Annotated in this window: 17 protein-coding genes; 15 read left to right on the top strand and 2 right to left on the bottom strand. The window is 55.4% G+C overall.

Annotated elements, in window-relative coordinates; genetic code table 11:
- Position 1 precedes the first annotated feature (1 nt).
- From NITSA_RS08080 to NITSA_RS08040, 9 genes are all read left to right on the top strand, one after another.
- The gene (locus NITSA_RS08080) at positions 2–1,243 is read left to right on the top strand and encodes a hypothetical protein (protein ID WP_013554534.1); all 1,242 of its coding nucleotides are present in this window, start codon (positions 2–4) and stop codon (positions 1,241–1,243) included.
- 15 nt (positions 1,244–1,258) lie between these two features.
- Positions 1,259–1,570, top strand: a complete 312-nt coding sequence (locus NITSA_RS08075) for a metal-sulfur cluster assembly factor (protein WP_013554533.1) — start codon at positions 1,259–1,261, stop codon at positions 1,568–1,570.
- A 70-nt stretch (positions 1,571–1,640) separates the two neighbouring features.
- Positions 1,641–4,178 (top strand): hypothetical protein, encoded by a 2,538-nt coding sequence (locus tag NITSA_RS08070; RefSeq protein WP_013554532.1) that lies wholly within the window; start codon positions 1,641–1,643, stop codon positions 4,176–4,178.
- Between the two features lie 12 nt (positions 4,179–4,190).
- Positions 4,191–4,448 carry a hypothetical protein gene (locus tag NITSA_RS08065; RefSeq protein ID WP_013554531.1) on the top strand — a complete coding sequence of 86 codons (258 nt, stop codon included), beginning with the start codon at positions 4,191–4,193 and terminating at the stop codon, positions 4,446–4,448.
- Positions 4,449–4,669: 221 nt separating this feature from the next.
- Entirely contained in the window at positions 4,670–6,124 is a 1,455-nt protein-coding gene (locus NITSA_RS08060) for an aldehyde dehydrogenase family protein (RefSeq protein WP_013554530.1), read from the top strand.
- Between the two features lie 15 nt (positions 6,125–6,139).
- Complete coding sequence (locus NITSA_RS08055) at positions 6,140–6,622, top strand: DUF420 domain-containing protein (protein WP_013554529.1); 483 nt, start codon at positions 6,140–6,142, stop codon at positions 6,620–6,622.
- 65 nt (positions 6,623–6,687) lie between these two features.
- Complete coding sequence (gene tnpA, locus NITSA_RS08050; protein WP_013553795.1) at positions 6,688–7,116, top strand: IS200/IS605 family transposase; 429 nt, start codon at positions 6,688–6,690, stop codon at positions 7,114–7,116.
- A 121-nt stretch (positions 7,117–7,237) separates the two neighbouring features.
- Positions 7,238–7,690, top strand: a complete 453-nt coding sequence (locus NITSA_RS08045) for a YidB family protein (protein WP_013554528.1) — start codon at positions 7,238–7,240, stop codon at positions 7,688–7,690.
- Positions 7,690–8,163, top strand: a complete 474-nt coding sequence (locus NITSA_RS08040; protein ID WP_013554527.1) for a 2-thiouracil desulfurase family protein — start codon at positions 7,690–7,692, stop codon at positions 8,161–8,163. Before NITSA_RS08045 ends, NITSA_RS08040 begins: the two co-directional genes overlap by 1 nt.
- A 158-nt stretch (positions 8,164–8,321) precedes the next feature.
- On the opposite strand, the gene NITSA_RS08035 is transcribed toward NITSA_RS08040, so the two are convergent.
- The gene (locus tag NITSA_RS08035; RefSeq protein ID WP_013554526.1) at positions 8,322–8,528 is read right to left on the bottom strand and encodes a hypothetical protein; all 207 of its coding nucleotides are present in this window, start codon (positions 8,526–8,528) and stop codon (positions 8,322–8,324) included.
- 59 nt (positions 8,529–8,587) lie between these two features.
- Here NITSA_RS08035 and bcp point away from each other — a divergent pair, with 59 nt between their 5' ends.
- The 6 genes from bcp (at position 8,588) to NITSA_RS08005 (ending at position 13,262) form a co-directional block, all read left to right on the top strand.
- The gene (bcp, locus tag NITSA_RS08030; RefSeq protein ID WP_013554525.1) at positions 8,588–9,061 is read left to right on the top strand and encodes a thioredoxin-dependent thiol peroxidase; all 474 of its coding nucleotides are present in this window, start codon (positions 8,588–8,590) and stop codon (positions 9,059–9,061) included.
- A gap of 39 nt (positions 9,062–9,100) precedes the next feature.
- A complete protein-coding gene (locus NITSA_RS08025) occupies positions 9,101–9,967 on the top strand; it encodes a hypothetical protein (protein WP_013554524.1) in 867 nt (288 codons plus the stop codon).
- 191 nt (positions 9,968–10,158) lie between these two features.
- Positions 10,159–11,019, top strand: a complete 861-nt coding sequence (gene rpsB, locus NITSA_RS08020) for a 30S ribosomal protein S2 (protein WP_013554523.1) — start codon at positions 10,159–10,161, stop codon at positions 11,017–11,019.
- Positions 11,019–11,936, top strand: a complete 918-nt coding sequence (tsf, locus tag NITSA_RS08015; protein WP_013554522.1) for a translation elongation factor Ts — start codon at positions 11,019–11,021, stop codon at positions 11,934–11,936. The genes rpsB and tsf overlap by 1 nt, the downstream gene beginning before the upstream one ends.
- A gap of 86 nt (positions 11,937–12,022) precedes the next feature.
- Positions 12,023–12,673 (top strand): ABC transporter ATP-binding protein, encoded by a 651-nt coding sequence (locus tag NITSA_RS08010; protein WP_013554521.1) that lies wholly within the window; start codon positions 12,023–12,025, stop codon positions 12,671–12,673.
- 52 nt (positions 12,674–12,725) lie between these two features.
- Positions 12,726–13,262 (top strand): YceB family lipoprotein, encoded by a 537-nt coding sequence (locus NITSA_RS08005; protein WP_013554520.1) that lies wholly within the window; start codon positions 12,726–12,728, stop codon positions 13,260–13,262.
- Between the two features lie 40 nt (positions 13,263–13,302).
- Here NITSA_RS08005 and prfB read toward each other — a convergent pair whose 3' ends face one another.
- Positions 13,303–14,421, bottom strand: coding sequence for a peptide chain release factor 2 (gene prfB, locus NITSA_RS08000; protein ID WP_013554519.1), 1,119 nt, complete (start codon positions 14,419–14,421; stop codon positions 13,303–13,305).
- Between the last annotated feature and the right edge of the window lie 29 nt (positions 14,422–14,450).

Raw genomic sequence — 14,450 nt, 5'->3', positions numbered from 1 at the left:
TATGTTCTCCATTTCCAAGGATTATGCGCCTCCTTTCAGTATGATCGCCCCTTTTTTCATCATCGGGACGATCTTCTTTTTTCTGGGCAGTGTGGCTCTGCTCTTCCTCGATCCGAAGATGGGCCATTTCGATCCCAATATCGCCGGCTGGGTCCATTGGTATCTGTTGGGCTTCGTGATGATGATCATCTTCGGAGCCATGGCACAGCTCATTCCGGTCGTCGTGGAAGTGGGGCACCATTCGGTGGATCTCTATTATGTGATCTGGCCTCTGCTGCTGATCGGGACCCTGCTGATGGTGCTGGGGTTCTGGTGGGCGTCGGCGGTACTCCCCTACGGGGGCTTGCTGGTGCTCACGGCGATGCTGATCTACCTCTACGACACCCTGATGACCCTGAAAAAGGTCACCAATGTCACTCTGACGGTCAAGACCGCCGTAGCCGCCAACCTTTTTCTCACGACGGGGATCGTCGTGGGATTTTTGATGACCCTGGCCATCGGAGCGGGGGTCAAGATCGATGTGGCCTGGTGGCTGAGCACCCACGCCGTGCTGGTGCTGGGCGGTTATGTGGTCTTGACCATCATGGGGCTTTCGTTGATCCTACTGCCCATGTTCGGCCTGGCCCACGGCTTTGACGAAACGCCGATCAACCGGGCTTTCAATCTGATGCTTGCGGGAGTGCTCTTGCACCTCTTCTCCACACTGGTCGGCCTGAGTGTCGGTCGTGTTTTGGCGATGGCGTTGATGCTGGTTGCGGTGGGGCTCTACCTCTATCAGGTCTGGCTGATCTATAAACTTCGTGCCCGCAAAGAGAACGATATCTGGGCCCGCTCGATGTTCTTCGGATACGGGGCGCTTGTCGTGGCGGCGTTTTTGGGCTTTCTGACCTTTTTCGTCGATTCGGAACGTCTGGTTCTCTCGGCCGCCTGGTTTTTGATTATGGGCTTCGTGACCTTTCTGATCACGGGGCACCTCTACAAGATCATTCCCTTTCTGGTCTGGTTCGAGCGTTTCAGCCCCCTGGTGGGCAAAGAACGGGTTCCGATGCTGCAGGAGATGTATCCCAAACATATGGCCGATTGGGAATTCGCATTGACAGCTTCGGGCGTGGTGATCGCCGGATTGGGTATCCTCCTGGGGGTAAACGATCTCTACCGTGGAGGCGTGGCGCTTTTGATCGTGGGCGCGGGCTTTATGCTCGCCAGTGTGAAGTGGATGCTCTCATTCGGCGTCAAGAAGTAATAAAAAGGATTTTTGATGTGTGACATTACCAAAGAACAGGTTTACGATGCGATCCGCAATGTCGTCGACCCGGAGGTAGGCTTCAATCTGGTGGAGATGGGACTTATCTACGATGCCATTATCGATGACGACTGCAATGTCAAAGTCGTGATGACCCTCTCGACACGGGGCTGTCCATTGCATCAGATGCTGACCCAATGGGTCAAGGATGCGGTGGAGATGCGGGTTCCCGGCGTCAAGAATGTCGAAGTCGAGGTGGTCTGGGAGCCCGAGTGGAATATCTCTATGGCCGATGACAACGTCAAAAAGGCTCTGGGCGCACTCTGATTCTTCTGCCCGGATCTCTTCGCTATAATCTTTCCCATACACTATTATCGAGACGAGATTCGGGGGTCTGATGAAAAAAACACTCGCTATTTTATTCGGCACACTCGCCGTAATCGCTGCAATCCTCTTCACTCCGCCGGGGCGTTCCCTGGTGCTGATTCCCCTGGCCAACGCCTATCTGCATCATACGCTGCCCAATCATCGGGTGGAGCTTGACAGCCTCAAACCGAGGTTGAACACTCTGCAACTCTCCGGGACTGTGGACAAAACGATCCGTTTCGAAGCTGCCGGCCCGGTACGCTGGATTCCCCTCAGCTTCGATCTTGGCTATCGGGTGAACGCGAAGGAAGTGTCGATCGGGACGGAGCGCTATCCCGTCAAACTCGATCTGCAAGGGCGGCTCAAAGGCAAGCCGGCCGATATGACGGTTACGGGAGCGGGACGGGGCTTCGATGCAAGCCTCCATTATGCCCTCGAAATGCGTGAGGGAAAAGTCCTCGGCCTCAAAGCGGATGCCAAAGGAGCCCGGGTGGATCAGCTGCTGGCCTTCGCCGGGAAGCCGCCCTATGCGACGGGCATGCTGGATCTGAAAGCCGAAATTCCCAGCATCGATGCCACGGTGCAGAAGGGGGGGATCGATTTCAAAGTCAATGAAGGTCGAATCGATGCCCGACTCCTCAAAAAGGATTTCGGCATCCAACTTCCCCCGGTCCGGAAATATACTCTCCAGGGCCGGCTTCGCCTCGCGGGTAAACTTCTCAAAGGGGAAGCAGCCCTGCATAGCGGGCTGATCGATCTAAGCCTGAAAAATTTCCGCAGCGACCGCAAGCTCAAAATCTTCAAAAGCGACTATCGTCTGGAGATCCCCGAACTCTCCCGCCTGAAGCCCCTGACGCATACCGCCCTCTACGGGCCTTGGAAAATGGCCGGAACCCTCTATCTCGATCGGGGAAAAGAACTTCTGCAGTTGACGGGTGTGAGCCCGAGCCTGGAGGGCAAGACCCGCTTTTTCTACGATAACGGCGCCTTGGAGCTGAGCCTGAAACAGGTGGGGATCCCGTCGCTGTTGGCTCTGGCGGGAGAGCCTCCTCTGGCACGTTCGGGGAAAATCGATGCCACCGCCCGTTTTCAGGACCTCAAAAAGCTCGAGGGCCGCTATACCCTCCTGGCCAAAGGCCGTTGGAACCGAGAGGAGCTGCTCAAGCTCGTTGGGACCGATCCGGGCAAGGCGCTTGATTTTACCCTCCAAAGCCAAGGCCGTCTGCATAAAAGCCTCTTGCAAGCCTCGGCGGATTACCGAAGCCCCCTTTTGGATCTGGTGCTGAGTGATTTGAAATATGAATGGATCAGCGGGGCGATGGAGGGGAAATACCGGCTGATATTCCCCGATCTGCGCCGGTTGAAGCTCTTCGCCAAAGCCCGAGGATCCTACCGGGCCGATCTGAAAGGGGAGATGAGTTATCTTCCCGTCAAAAAGCTTTTGCGGGTAGAAGGGGAGACCGTCTCCTTCGGCGGCAGGATCCATTGGCGCTACAGCGGCGCAAGCCTGGAGCTGACGCTGAAGAATACCGACGGCCGGAAGCTCTCCAGCCTGGCAGGACTGCCGCCGCTGTGGAAGAAGGCCACGCTCAACGGTAAGCTGAATCTCAAAGACATCGCCAGAAAGAGCGGAGATTATACGCTAAATCTCAAGGCTCTGGCCGATCCGAAGGCTCTGAAAAAACTCTGCGGCATCCGCCTTGGCCGGCCGCTTTCCCTGAAGGTCCGGAGCGATGGACATTTCTTGGGTTCAGAACTCACCCTGCAGTCGGATCTGGAAAGCGGATGGGGGGTGCTGAAGCTTCGCAAGGGACGCTATCTTTTCGACTCGGGACGCTTTAGGTCGCTTTATGCGCTGAACATTCCCGATCTCTCACGTCTCCAGCCTTTGACCGGACGGCGCTATCGGGGGCCTCTGGTGGTGACGGGACGTCTCGACTGGGCGGGGAAACTGCATGTGACCGGGAGTGGGAAAGAGTGGGGCGGCCGGCTTGATTATGTTTTGGATGGGGATCTGTTGCGTATCCGGACCCAGGGGATGGAGATCGCCCGGGTGATGAAAGCTTTGGATATCTCTCCGCTTTTGACCGGGAAAGCCCAAAGCGACCTGCGCTACAATCTCCAGAGTGAGCGGGGAAATCTCAAGGTGGAATCACAGGGGATCCGCCTGGTCCAAAGCCCTTTGACCCAGGTGGCCTCTCTGCTGCTCAAACGGGACCTGAGTCGTGAGCTCTTCAGCCGGGTAATTTTGACGGCGCAGATCGAAAAACGACCGATCCTCTTCGATTTCCACGCCACCTCTTCGCGTACCCGACTCGAGATCAAAGGTGGAAAAATCGATCGGATACAGCAAAGTATCGATGCGGTGCTGAAAATCGATGACCACGGACACCAATATATGATCCGGATCCACGGGCCGCTCAAACATCCGGCGATGACCCCCATTATGACCCAGGCCCTGGAACACAAGATCGAAAAGGTGATCAAAAACAAAAAGATCCGTAAGAAGATCGACAAGGTGATCAAGGGGGGAAGCCCCGTGGGAAAATTCCTGCAGAAACTATTCTAAAGAGGAGTGAAATTGAAAAAAGTGCTACGTGAAATCTATGGGGCGGGGATCCTCTTTTTCTACTATTTCAAATGGATCATGATCCTGGGCTATCCTGCCCTGGTCTACGGGCTCGACTATCCCCGCTGGTGGGTGACGGATCTGCTCTGGCTCTACTGTGTCGCCCTGGCGATCAAGGATTTCATCTGGAAGTTCATCCTCAAAAGAAGCTACTGCGAGGAGGGGAGCTGTTCCCACTCCACACTGCGGGAAGAAGAGACTTCGCAGTAAATGAGAATTGAGAATTGAGAATTTGTTGATAATGATTCTTTTAAATTTCCGATGCCTCAATGCCCATAAACAAGCGGGCGACAAGATTTCTCAACGCTCAGCACTCAACGCTCAACTCTTCCAATGATTTATGACCAATGACTAATCGACATAGAACTCCCCCTTTAAACCCCTTTTGGCTACAATAGAACCTATCACGATGTTCGAAAGGAGGAGGTTTTATGGCCCTGTTCAAACTCTTTGGGAGCGATGAAGAGGATCGCACCGCCAAAATTCTCTTCGGATCCGCCGAGGAGAGTCGCGAAGCGTTGATCGAACGCAAAAATCCCTATACCGGTAAAGTGGTCAGCCGCTATCCCGTCTGCTCTCCCGAAGATGCCAAACGGGCGCTGGAAGTGGCCAAAGTCGCCGCCAAGGCAGCGGCCAAGGCTCCCCTGCATCAGCGGATCGCCTGGCTGGAGGATGTGGCGGCGAAGATTCGGGAGAATCAGGAAGATTTTGCCCGGCTGATCGTCGACGAGATCGCCAAGCCGATACACTTCGCCCGGATCGAAGTGCAGCGTTGTGCCGAGACTATTGAGCTCACCGCCAAAGAGCTGGTGCACTTCGTCGGAGAGACCATCCCCACCGATGTCGCCCCGAGCGGCCGGGAAGCGACGGCTTATTGGCGCCGCATCCCTGCGGGAGTGGCGGTCTGCATCACCCCCTTCAACTTTCCCCTCAATCTGATCGCTCACAAGATCGCTCCTGCCCTGGGGGCGGGCAACGCTGTGGTTCTCAAGCCGACCCCGGAAGCGCCGCTCACCGCCTACAAACTGGCCAAGCTTTTCATCGAATCAGAACATGCCGTTCCCGATGCCCTCAGCCTGGTCTACGGGGATGCCGAAGTGGGCTCGGCCCTGGTCAAGAGCCCCATTCCCCGGGTGATCAGCTTTACCGGTTCCGTTCCGGTAGGCAAGATCATCAGCTCCGAGGCGGGGATCAAAAAAGTGAGCCTGGAGCTGGGGGGCAATGCCGCCACCTACATCGATAAGGAGGCCAACCTGGCCGATGCGGCGGCCAAGTGCGCTTTCGGTTCCTTTTACAACAGCGGGCAGGTCTGTATCTCTTTGCAGCGGATCTACGTGCACGAAGCGGTCTACGAAGAGTTCGCCGAATTGATGGCCAAGGAGACTAAGCTGCTTAAAGTGGGATCTCCCTACGAAGAGGAGACCTTTATGGGGCCCCTGATTGACGAGGATGCCAGACACCGGGCCAAGAGCTGGGTCGCCAGCGCCCGGGATGAAGGTGCCACGATCCTCGTCGGTGGCGAAGAGGTCGACGGGATCTTCCCTCCGACGGTGGTGACTGATGTGACCGACGAGATGAAGATTGTCTGTGAAGAGGTCTTCGCCCCGGTGGTCTCTCTGGTGAGCGTGCCCGATATGGAGACAGCGCTGGAGAAGATCAACAGCTCTCCCTACGGCCTGCAGTATTCGATCTTCACCGATTCGATCCGTGCGGCCAAGGCCTTCATCGACGCAGCCGAGGCGGGGGGTGTCGTCGTCAACGACATCCCCACGGTCCGTTTTGACGTCCAACCCTACGGCGGGGTCAAACTCTCGGGAGTGGGGCGTGAAGGCCCGCGTTTCGCTCTGGAAGAGTTTACGGAGATCCAATCCGTGGTCATCTTCTAACTGGGAGGGAAATCGATGATGCGATATATGTTCAAACCAGGTTTTTTCGGGACGGAGGCCCCCTTTTTTATGGATCTGATGACGACGGTCGTGGCGCTTCTTCCCCTGGCACTCTATGTGGGGATCCTCTTTGCGCGGCAGGGGCACTACAGCCTGCACCGCTGCTATCAGTGGCTGCTCTTTTTCTTCTCGGCGGCGGTCGTCGGTTGGTTCGAGTACGGGGTGCGCACCGGCGGCGGCTTCACCCGCTTCGCCCAGCAGAGTTCTCTGCCCCATTGGCTGCTGGTGAGCTTTCTGGTCCTGCACGTCGCGATCGCGGTCGCGACGCTGCTCTGGTGGCTGAGGACCCTGGTCCTGGCGGAGCGGAACTGGCGATGCCGGAACCTCCCGGGCGGCTACACCCTGCGCCACATCCGTAGCGGCTGGTGGAGTGCCTGGGGGATCTTTCTCACCGCGTTGACAGGCATCTGGGTCTATCTGATGCTTTTTGTCTTTTAGAGTCCCCCATCGGGGATCCGTAAACCCCACGCCTTTAGGCGGCCGGGATATGGTATGCTTGAAAGATGCAAGAGTATAGAAATGGTGGGCATACAGTATGGGACTGTAAATACCATCTCGTGTGGACGACAAAATACCGTTATCCCGTCTTAAAAGGGGATGTGGGGTACCGATGCCGAGATTTGTTACGTGAGATTGCGATGAGTCGGGAGATGGTGATTTATGCAGGATCCATCAATCGGGATCATGTACATTTGTTGATAGGGATACCGCCAAATATGTCCGTATCAAAGGCAGTGCAATATTTGAAAGGGAAGAGTTCGCATAAATTGATGAGTGAATTTCGGATGCTGAAGAAGCGGTATTGGGGGCAGCATTTGTGGGCGAGAGGATACTGGGTTGCAACGAGTGGAAATGTGACCGATGAAGTCTGGATGGAATATATCAAGAACCAACAACCACCAGAGCTTGATGATGAGTTCCGAGTTGTCTGATCAACCGACGGCCTTCAGGCTGAATGACCGGCTTTCAGCCGTAATCTGAAGCCACCGGCTATTAGCCGGTGGAGACATTCACAATTGAAATCGGGATCACCGATCCCAAAAGGAGTTAATTATGGATCTCAATCAACTGCTGCAACTGGGTGCTTCGATGATCAAAAACAACAGTGACGAGGCGACGAGCGGCCTGGATACCGATGCGATCAGCGGAGCGCTCTCCAAGGTGTTCGGAGGAGAGGGCGGCGATCTCGATCTGGGCGCCCTGGTTCAACAGTTCGCCAAAGGCGGTCTGGGGGACCTGGTCCAGAGCTGGCTGGGAGAGGGGCAGAACGCTCCGGTCGATCCGGAGCAGCTCGAATCGGCTCTGGGCAGCGAAAAGGTCGAAGCCTTTGCTCAGGAGCTGGGGATCAGCGTTGAAAGCGCCCGCAAGGCTCTGGCCGATGCCGTGCCCGAAGTGGTGGACAAAGCGACGCCCGCCGGCAGCGATATGCTCTCCAATCTTCTCGATCAGGTCGGAGGGATCGAGGGGGCCCTCGGTATGCTGGGCAAGATGTTCGGACGCGGCTGATGGCGAAACCCAAAGTCGCCATCAGCGCCTGCCTGCTGGGTGAGCGCTGCCGCTACGACGGCACCGACAACCGGGACCCCAAACTCCTGGGCAAACTGGAGGGGTGTGAACTGATCCCCTTCTGCCCCGAGGACCACGCCTTCGGCACACCCCGTCCCACGATGGACCTGGTGGAGACGGAGGAGGGGGTCAAGGCGATCTCCAACCTCACCGGGGCCGATCTCTCTCCTCCGGTTGAGCAATACGCCCGAAACTTTTTCGATACCCATCCCGATATCGATCTTTTTATCGGCAAGGATCGCAGCCCCAGTTGCGGCGTGTGCAGTGCCCGGCTTTACGACCGTGACAAAAAGCTCATCGACAACCGTGCCTCCGGCCTGATGGCTGCCGAAGCCAAAAGACGGGGGATCGATGCCTGGGATGCGGAGGACTTCCTGGCGGCGAATCCGGCACCGCCGATCGTTGGAGATTGAGGATTCTGGATTTTGAATTTTGGATTGCTGGGTGATGAGTAAATAATTTCTGGGTGAATAGAAGATTTTTTTCTTTTCTCGTAGCACGTAGCACGTAACACGGATTTCCAAATCTTGTGACTTGAGGGCCGAAGGCCCGTGCCTGCGACGTGCGACTTTTAATCCTCTTTCCTAAACTGCTGTAACCACTCTTTGTCCTCCTCCTTGAGGGTGGCGCTGCGCTCTTTGAGCTTGTCCCGGATCTCGGTGAGGGCGTTGAGGTCCAGATATTTTAGGAGTGAAGGGTTGATCGTCGGCTCTTCTTTCCCGTAGGCCATCAGCTTTTCGATCTCCGTCAGGAGCTCCTCTTTGGTATTCTCGCTCATTCTCTTTCCTCTTCTGTTATACTTTGCCCATAAATTTTTCGATCTTTCAAGGAGACATTATGCCAAATATCGGAGAAAAAGCCCCCGACTTCTGCCTGCCCAACCAGGACAGTGAAGAGGTTTGCCTGCGGGATCTGCAGGGCAGCTGGGTAGTCCTCTACTTCTATCCCAAGGACAACACCCCCGGCTGCACCACCGAAGCCCTCGATTTCACCGCCCATATCGACGAGTTCCGCGATCTGAGGGCCACGGTGCTCGGAGTGAGCCCCGACAGTGTCAAACGCCATCAGAACTTCATCGCCAAAAAGGAGCTCAAAGTGACCCTTTTGGCAGATGAGGATCATAAGGTCTGTGAGCTTTACGGTGTGTGGCAGCTCAAGAAAAACTACGGACGGGAATATATGGGAGTGGTCCGCTCCACCTTCATCATCGATCCCGACGGCATCATCCGCGCCAAATGGGAAAAGGTCAAGGTCAAAGGCCACGTCGAGGAGGTGCTGAAGACATTGAAGGAGCTGGTGGAGGGAGATTGAAGATTTTGGATTATAAATTTTGGATTTTGGATTAGTGTAATGATTTTTAATAAAAAGCGTTGCGAAGCAACGCAATCCAAAGTTCCTCATTCCTCATTCCTCATTTCTCATTCGATTCTCTTTCTCGTCTGTTCTCTCCTCTTCGGTTCCTTTCTTTTCGCTTCGGAGCTCAAGCTCAGCGACGCCCAGGCCCGTCGGATCGCCCATATGATTTGGCAAAACGAAGGCTCCGGACAGCGCTGGCAACTGGTTTGGTGGAACAAGGGCGAAGAGTTCGCCTCCTGCGGGATCGGGCATTTCATCTGGTATACGAAAGAGCAGCGGATGTGGTTCAAAGAGTCTTTCCCTCCGATGCTGAAATTTTTGATCGCCCACGGGGCCAAAGCGCCCAAGTGGCTGACACCCCAAACCCCCTGTGTCTGGAACAGCTATGAACGGTGGAAACAAGCCAAGGAACAAAACAGCCCGAAGATGCGGGAGTTGACTGTTTTTCTCGACCGGACCCAGGGGCTTCAGGCCCGCTATATGCTCCGGCGGCTCAATGAATCCTTCCCGAAGATCCTCCGCTATGCCGAGAGGCACGGCCAGGGGAAGATCGTCGAAAAAAATTACCGCAGACTGCTCTATCGAAAAGACGGCAGCGTCGATCCCCAGGGGGCCTATATCCTCATCGACTACATCAATTTCAAAGGCGACGGAGTTACCAAAAGCGAGCGCTATCAGGGCAAAGGGTGGGGGCTCTATCAGGTCCTTACACGGATGGATCTTCGTGATCCCGATCCCCATCACGCTTTTGCCGTCGCAGCCCGAAAGGTGCTGGAGCGACTGATCCGTATCGCTCCGCCCGAGCGAAAGCTTTGGCGCTTCAAAAAAGGGTGGTTTAAGCGCCTGGAGAGTTACAAATAACTGAAGTGGAGCTTTAAGCCTTTTTGGGATATAATCGCGCCTCCTATCTCTGTGGGGTAGGCGAAATTCTCATGCAGTTATTCCTTGAACAGGTTGTGTCCGCCGGGCATTAAGGGCTGCAGAGGTTCAAACCTGAGGTGATCGTCTGACGATCCGAAATCATTTGCTATAAAATCAAGGAGCAAAACAATATGGTAACTATGAAAGATTTGCTGGAGTGCGGAGTACACTTCGGTCACCAAACCCGCCGCTGGAACCCCAAAATGAAGAAATTTATCTTCGGTGAGCGGAAAAACATCTACATCATCGACCTGCAGAAGACTCTGCGCTACTTCAAATATACCTATAACGTCGTTCGTGACGCTGCGGCCGAAGGGAAGACCGTCCTTTTCGTCGGAACCAAGAAGCAGGCGCGCAGCGCGGTCAAAGAGCATGCCGAGCGTGCCGGTATGCCCTACGTCGCTACCCGCTGGCTGGGCGGTATGCTCACCAACTACCCCACCATCAAAAAATCCATCCGTAAACTCGAAATCATCGAGCAGATGGAAGAGAACGGCCAGATCAACCTCCTGACCAAAAAAGAGGCCCTGATGCTGCGCCGCAAGAAAGAGAAGCTCCTGAACTACCTCGAGGGCTATCGCCATATGAAAAAACTCCCCGATATGATGTTTGTCATCGACGCCGTCAAAGAGCACATCGCCGTCAAAGAGGCACGCCGGATGGGTATGCCCGTCATCGCTCCCCTGGACACCAACTGCGATCCCGACCTGATCGACTATCCCATCCCCGGCAACGATGACGCCATCCGTTCCATCAACCTTTTCTGCCGTGAAATCGCCGATGCCATCATCGAAGGTAAAACGATCTATGAAGAAGAGCATGGCGCTGCTGAAGGTGAAGAGAGTAGTGAAGCTTCCGCCGCCATCAGCGAAGAGGCGGCCGCGGCTGCCAACGTCAGCGAAGAGGAGATGAAAGCGATCGTCGAAGAGGCAAAAGCCGATGCTGAAAAAGAGGCCAGTGAGCCCGCAGAGAAAGTCGAGGAGGCTAAATAATGGCAAACTTCGGACCCAAAGATGTCAAAAAACTGAGAGAGATGACCGATGCCGGTATGATGGACTGCAAGCAGGCTTTGAGCGCCACCGACGGTGATATGGAAGCCGCGGTAGAGTGGCTGCGCAAGAAGGGCCTGGGTGCCGCGGCGAAAAAAGCGGACAAAGTCGCCGCCGAAGGCGCCATCACGATGAAGATCGAAGACCACAAAGGGATTATGGTCGAGATCAACTCGCAGACCGACTTCGTCGCCAAGAACGAGAAGTTCCAGAGCTTCGCCAACCAGGTCGTCGAGCACGCGTTCGCCAACAACCTGGCCAGCGCCGAAGAGATCCTGGAGAGCGAAATCGAAGGTGAGGGATTCAAAGAGTATCTGGCCCTGCAGATCGCGACCATCGGTGAGAACCTGGTTGTCCGCCGCGTCGCGACGATCGAAACCGATGAGAACGGCACCGTCAACGGTTATGTCCATGCCGGCGGCCGTGTAGGTGTTTTGGTGGCGGCTCAATGCGACAAGCCCGAGACCTGCCCCGCGGTCAAAGAGGCGCTCAAAAACATCGCGATGCATGCCGCGGCGATGAACCCCACCTATCTCAACGAAGAGGCGGTTCCCGCCGAAGTGATTGAGAAGGAAAAAGAGATCGCCAGAGAGCAGCTGCTCAAAGAGGGTAAGCCCGAGAACATCCTCGAGAAGATTCTGCCCGGCAAAATCAAGCGCTTCCTCCAGGATAATACCCTGGAGAACCAGAAGTTCGTTATGGATGACAAGATCAGCGTCAGTGAATATCTGGCCAAAGTCGCCAAAGAGGCAGGCGGCAGCGCCAAACTGATCGACTACGTCCGTTTCGAGCTCGGTGAGGGCGTCGAAAAGGTCGAAGAGGACTTCGCAGCCGAAGTCGCCAAGCAGATGGGCAAGTAAGCCCCTGCTCCCCCCTTTTTTCCCAAAACGTTCCACTCTATTCCCTGTGATATAATCGACATACTTCTTTTTCAACAAGGAATTCAATGTCCATGCTCCTGCTTGAAGCTCAGGGCCTATCCCATGCCTTCGATTACCCTCTCTACGATAACGTTTCCATGACGATCAGAGCAGGGGAGAGTGTGGCGGTCATGGGGCGTAGCGGCAGCGGGAAATCGACTCTGCTCCATACCCTGGCAGGATTGATCCCCCCGCTCGAAGGCGAAGTGAGGTTGTTCGGCCAGAATCTCTACCGGCTCAAAGAGGCACGCAAAGAGATGCTCCGGCGCTATGAGACAGGTGTGGTGTTCCAGCACCATTATCTCTTCAAGGGGATGAGCGCCCGAGAAAACGTGGAAGTGGCCGCATTGTTGGCGAAGCAGCCCTTCGATCCGGAGCTTTTTGACCTTTTGGAGATCAGTGAGACTGTCGATCAAAAGGTGAGTGAACTCTCCGGGGGCCAGCAACAGCGGGTCTCTCTGGTGCGCGTGCTGAACAAAAAGCCCAAACTGATCTTTGCCGATGAGCCTACGGGCAATCTCGATTTGGAGACTTCGGAACTGGTGATGACGGCACTGCTCGAATATATCTCCCAGGGGGAAAGGGCCCTTTTCCTGGTGACACATGATCCGGAAGTGGCCCGGAAATGCTCCCGGCAATATCTTCTCGAAGACCGGGAACTCCGCCCCCTTTCCTAGAACGCCCAATCTGGTTATAATTGCCCCAAATCTCAATGGAGACTGGAGTCAAATGAAACGATTGATATGGATCGTCGCCCTTGCGTTTTTCGTCGGTGGATGTGCGATGCCGACCGTACCTCTGTTCGGAAAAAGTGAAAAGATACTCACCTTTGATGATCTCGATACCCAGATGCAAAAACAGCTCCCGAAATCGCTCAAAGGCAAGTTTTGCAGAGTGGTGCTGGAATCCGCACTGGTGCAGCAAGGCGATCAGCCGGGCAGCCTCAGCCTCATCACCCGCTTTGTTATGACCAGTTTCGAAATTCCCGAGGGGATCGACGGCACGCTCCGCTATCAGGCCAAGCTCCGGTATGATCCCGGCAGCCACGCCCTCTATTTCGACAAATTGGAACCGGTCACACTCAATTTCGGCGGCGATGTCTCCCTGCAGGAGTACATATCGGCGGGAGCGCGTCAGGAGATCCCGGTTTTGGTGGCCCGGGCGCTACGTTCGTTGGTGGTTTACAGTTTCGGACCGAAATTTCAGGCGAAGCGACTCGATGCTTTCACCGTTCATCAGGACAAATTGACCCTGGAGTTTGAATAGTAGATCTATTCGGTGCGGGAATAAAAGGTGAGGGGGACGCCTAAGCCTCGGCGTTCTCTTTCTCTCCACTCGCCTGGGCGATGAGGACTCCTTCGAGGAGCTTGTCGATGTCCCCGTCGAGGATCGCTTCGACGTTGGTGAAGGCTTGACCGCTGCGGGTGTCTTTGACCTGCTGATAGGGCTGCAGGACATAACTTCTGATCTGGTGGCCCCATCCGATATCACTCTTTTCAATGCCGTCGATCTCCGCCTGCTTCTTGGCCATCTCATACTCATAGAGCCGTGACTTGAGCATCTTCATCGCGGCGGCTTTGTTCTTGTGCTGTGAGCGGTCGTTCTGGCACTGGACCACGATGCCGGTGGGGATGTGGGTGATGCGGATGGCCGATTCGGTTTTGTTGACGTGCTGACCGCCGGCCCCGCTGGCCCGGTAGGTGTCGATACGGATATCTTTGTCCTCGATCTCGATGTCGATATCGTCGTTGATCTCCGGGGAGACCATCACTGAGGTGAAAGAGGTGTGGCGTTTGGCGTTGGCGTCGAAGGGGCTGATGCGCACCAGGCGGTGGATACCGTTTTCGACCTTGAGATAGCCGTAGGCGTTCTCCCCTTTGATGATGAAACTCACATCCTTGATCCCCGCCTCTTCACCGGGCTGGTAGTCCAGCACTTCCACTTTGAAGCCGTGGCGCTCCGCCCAGCGCAGATACATCCGATAAAGCATACTGGCCCAATCTTGGCTCTCGGTCCCGCCCGCACCCGGGTGGATGGTGACGATGGCATTCGCGCTGTCGTGTTCGCCGCTGAGCATGATGGCGACTTCCAGTTGCTGGATGTGCTCTTTGAGGTTTTCCGCCTCGTCGTAGAGCATCTCCAGGGTCTCTTCGTCTCCCTCGCTTTTGGCCAGCTCGAAATACTCCTGGGCATCTTCGAGGGCCGCTTTGGCTTCGTCGTACTTGGCGAGGGTCCGCTCCAGCCGGGTCTTCTCCTGGGAGATTTTGGCCGCCCGATCGCTGTCGGTCCAGAATTCGGGGTTTTGCTGCATCTCCTCGATCTCATCCAGGCGCTTGCGGATCTCCTCGGGCTTGACGATGTTGGTGATATTCTCCATCTTCGTGCTCAGGCTTTTGAGCAGTTCGCCGTATTCGTAGGCATCCATTTTGAAAAGTTCCTTTTTGAAAATTAGGA

Origin of the sequence: Nitratifractor salsuginis DSM 16511 (genome assembly GCF_000186245.1) — a bacterium.
Classification (GTDB): Bacteria; Campylobacterota; Campylobacteria; order Campylobacterales; family Sulfurovaceae; genus Nitratifractor; species Nitratifractor salsuginis.
This window is presented reverse-complemented; position numbering and strand designations above follow the sequence as displayed.

Coding starts and splice junctions, on each gene's coding strand:
- NITSA_RS08025 (WP_013554524.1), top strand. CDS start 9,101: ATGATTTTTAATAAAAAGCGTTGCGAAGCAACGCAATCCAAAGTTCCT.
- NITSA_RS08005 (WP_013554520.1), top strand. CDS start 12,726: ATGAAACGATTGATATGGATCGTCGCCCTTGCGTTTTTCGTCGGTGGA.
- tsf (WP_013554522.1), top strand. CDS start 11,019: ATGGCAAACTTCGGACCCAAAGATGTCAAAAAACTGAGAGAGATGACC.
- rpsB (WP_013554523.1), top strand. CDS start 10,159: ATGGTAACTATGAAAGATTTGCTGGAGTGCGGAGTACACTTCGGTCAC.
- NITSA_RS08075 (WP_013554533.1), top strand. CDS start 1,259: ATGTGTGACATTACCAAAGAACAGGTTTACGATGCGATCCGCAATGTC.
- NITSA_RS08035 (WP_013554526.1), bottom strand. CDS start 8,528: ATGAGCGAGAATACCAAAGAGGAGCTCCTGACGGAGATCGAAAAGCTG.
- prfB (WP_013554519.1), bottom strand. CDS start 14,421: ATGGATGCCTACGAATACGGCGAACTGCTCAAAAGCCTGAGCACGAAG.
- NITSA_RS08070 (WP_013554532.1), top strand. CDS start 1,641: ATGAAAAAAACACTCGCTATTTTATTCGGCACACTCGCCGTAATCGCT.
- tnpA (WP_013553795.1), top strand. CDS start 6,688: ATGCAAGAGTATAGAAATGGTGGGCATACAGTATGGGACTGTAAATAC.
- NITSA_RS08055 (WP_013554529.1), top strand. CDS start 6,140: ATGATGCGATATATGTTCAAACCAGGTTTTTTCGGGACGGAGGCCCCC.
- NITSA_RS08060 (WP_013554530.1), top strand. CDS start 4,670: ATGGCCCTGTTCAAACTCTTTGGGAGCGATGAAGAGGATCGCACCGCC.
- NITSA_RS08045 (WP_013554528.1), top strand. CDS start 7,238: ATGGATCTCAATCAACTGCTGCAACTGGGTGCTTCGATGATCAAAAAC.
- NITSA_RS08080 (WP_013554534.1), top strand. CDS start 2: ATGTTCTCCATTTCCAAGGATTATGCGCCTCCTTTCAGTATGATCGCC.
- NITSA_RS08010 (WP_013554521.1), top strand. CDS start 12,023: ATGTCCATGCTCCTGCTTGAAGCTCAGGGCCTATCCCATGCCTTCGAT.
- bcp (WP_013554525.1), top strand. CDS start 8,588: ATGCCAAATATCGGAGAAAAAGCCCCCGACTTCTGCCTGCCCAACCAG.
- NITSA_RS08040 (WP_013554527.1), top strand. CDS start 7,690: ATGGCGAAACCCAAAGTCGCCATCAGCGCCTGCCTGCTGGGTGAGCGC.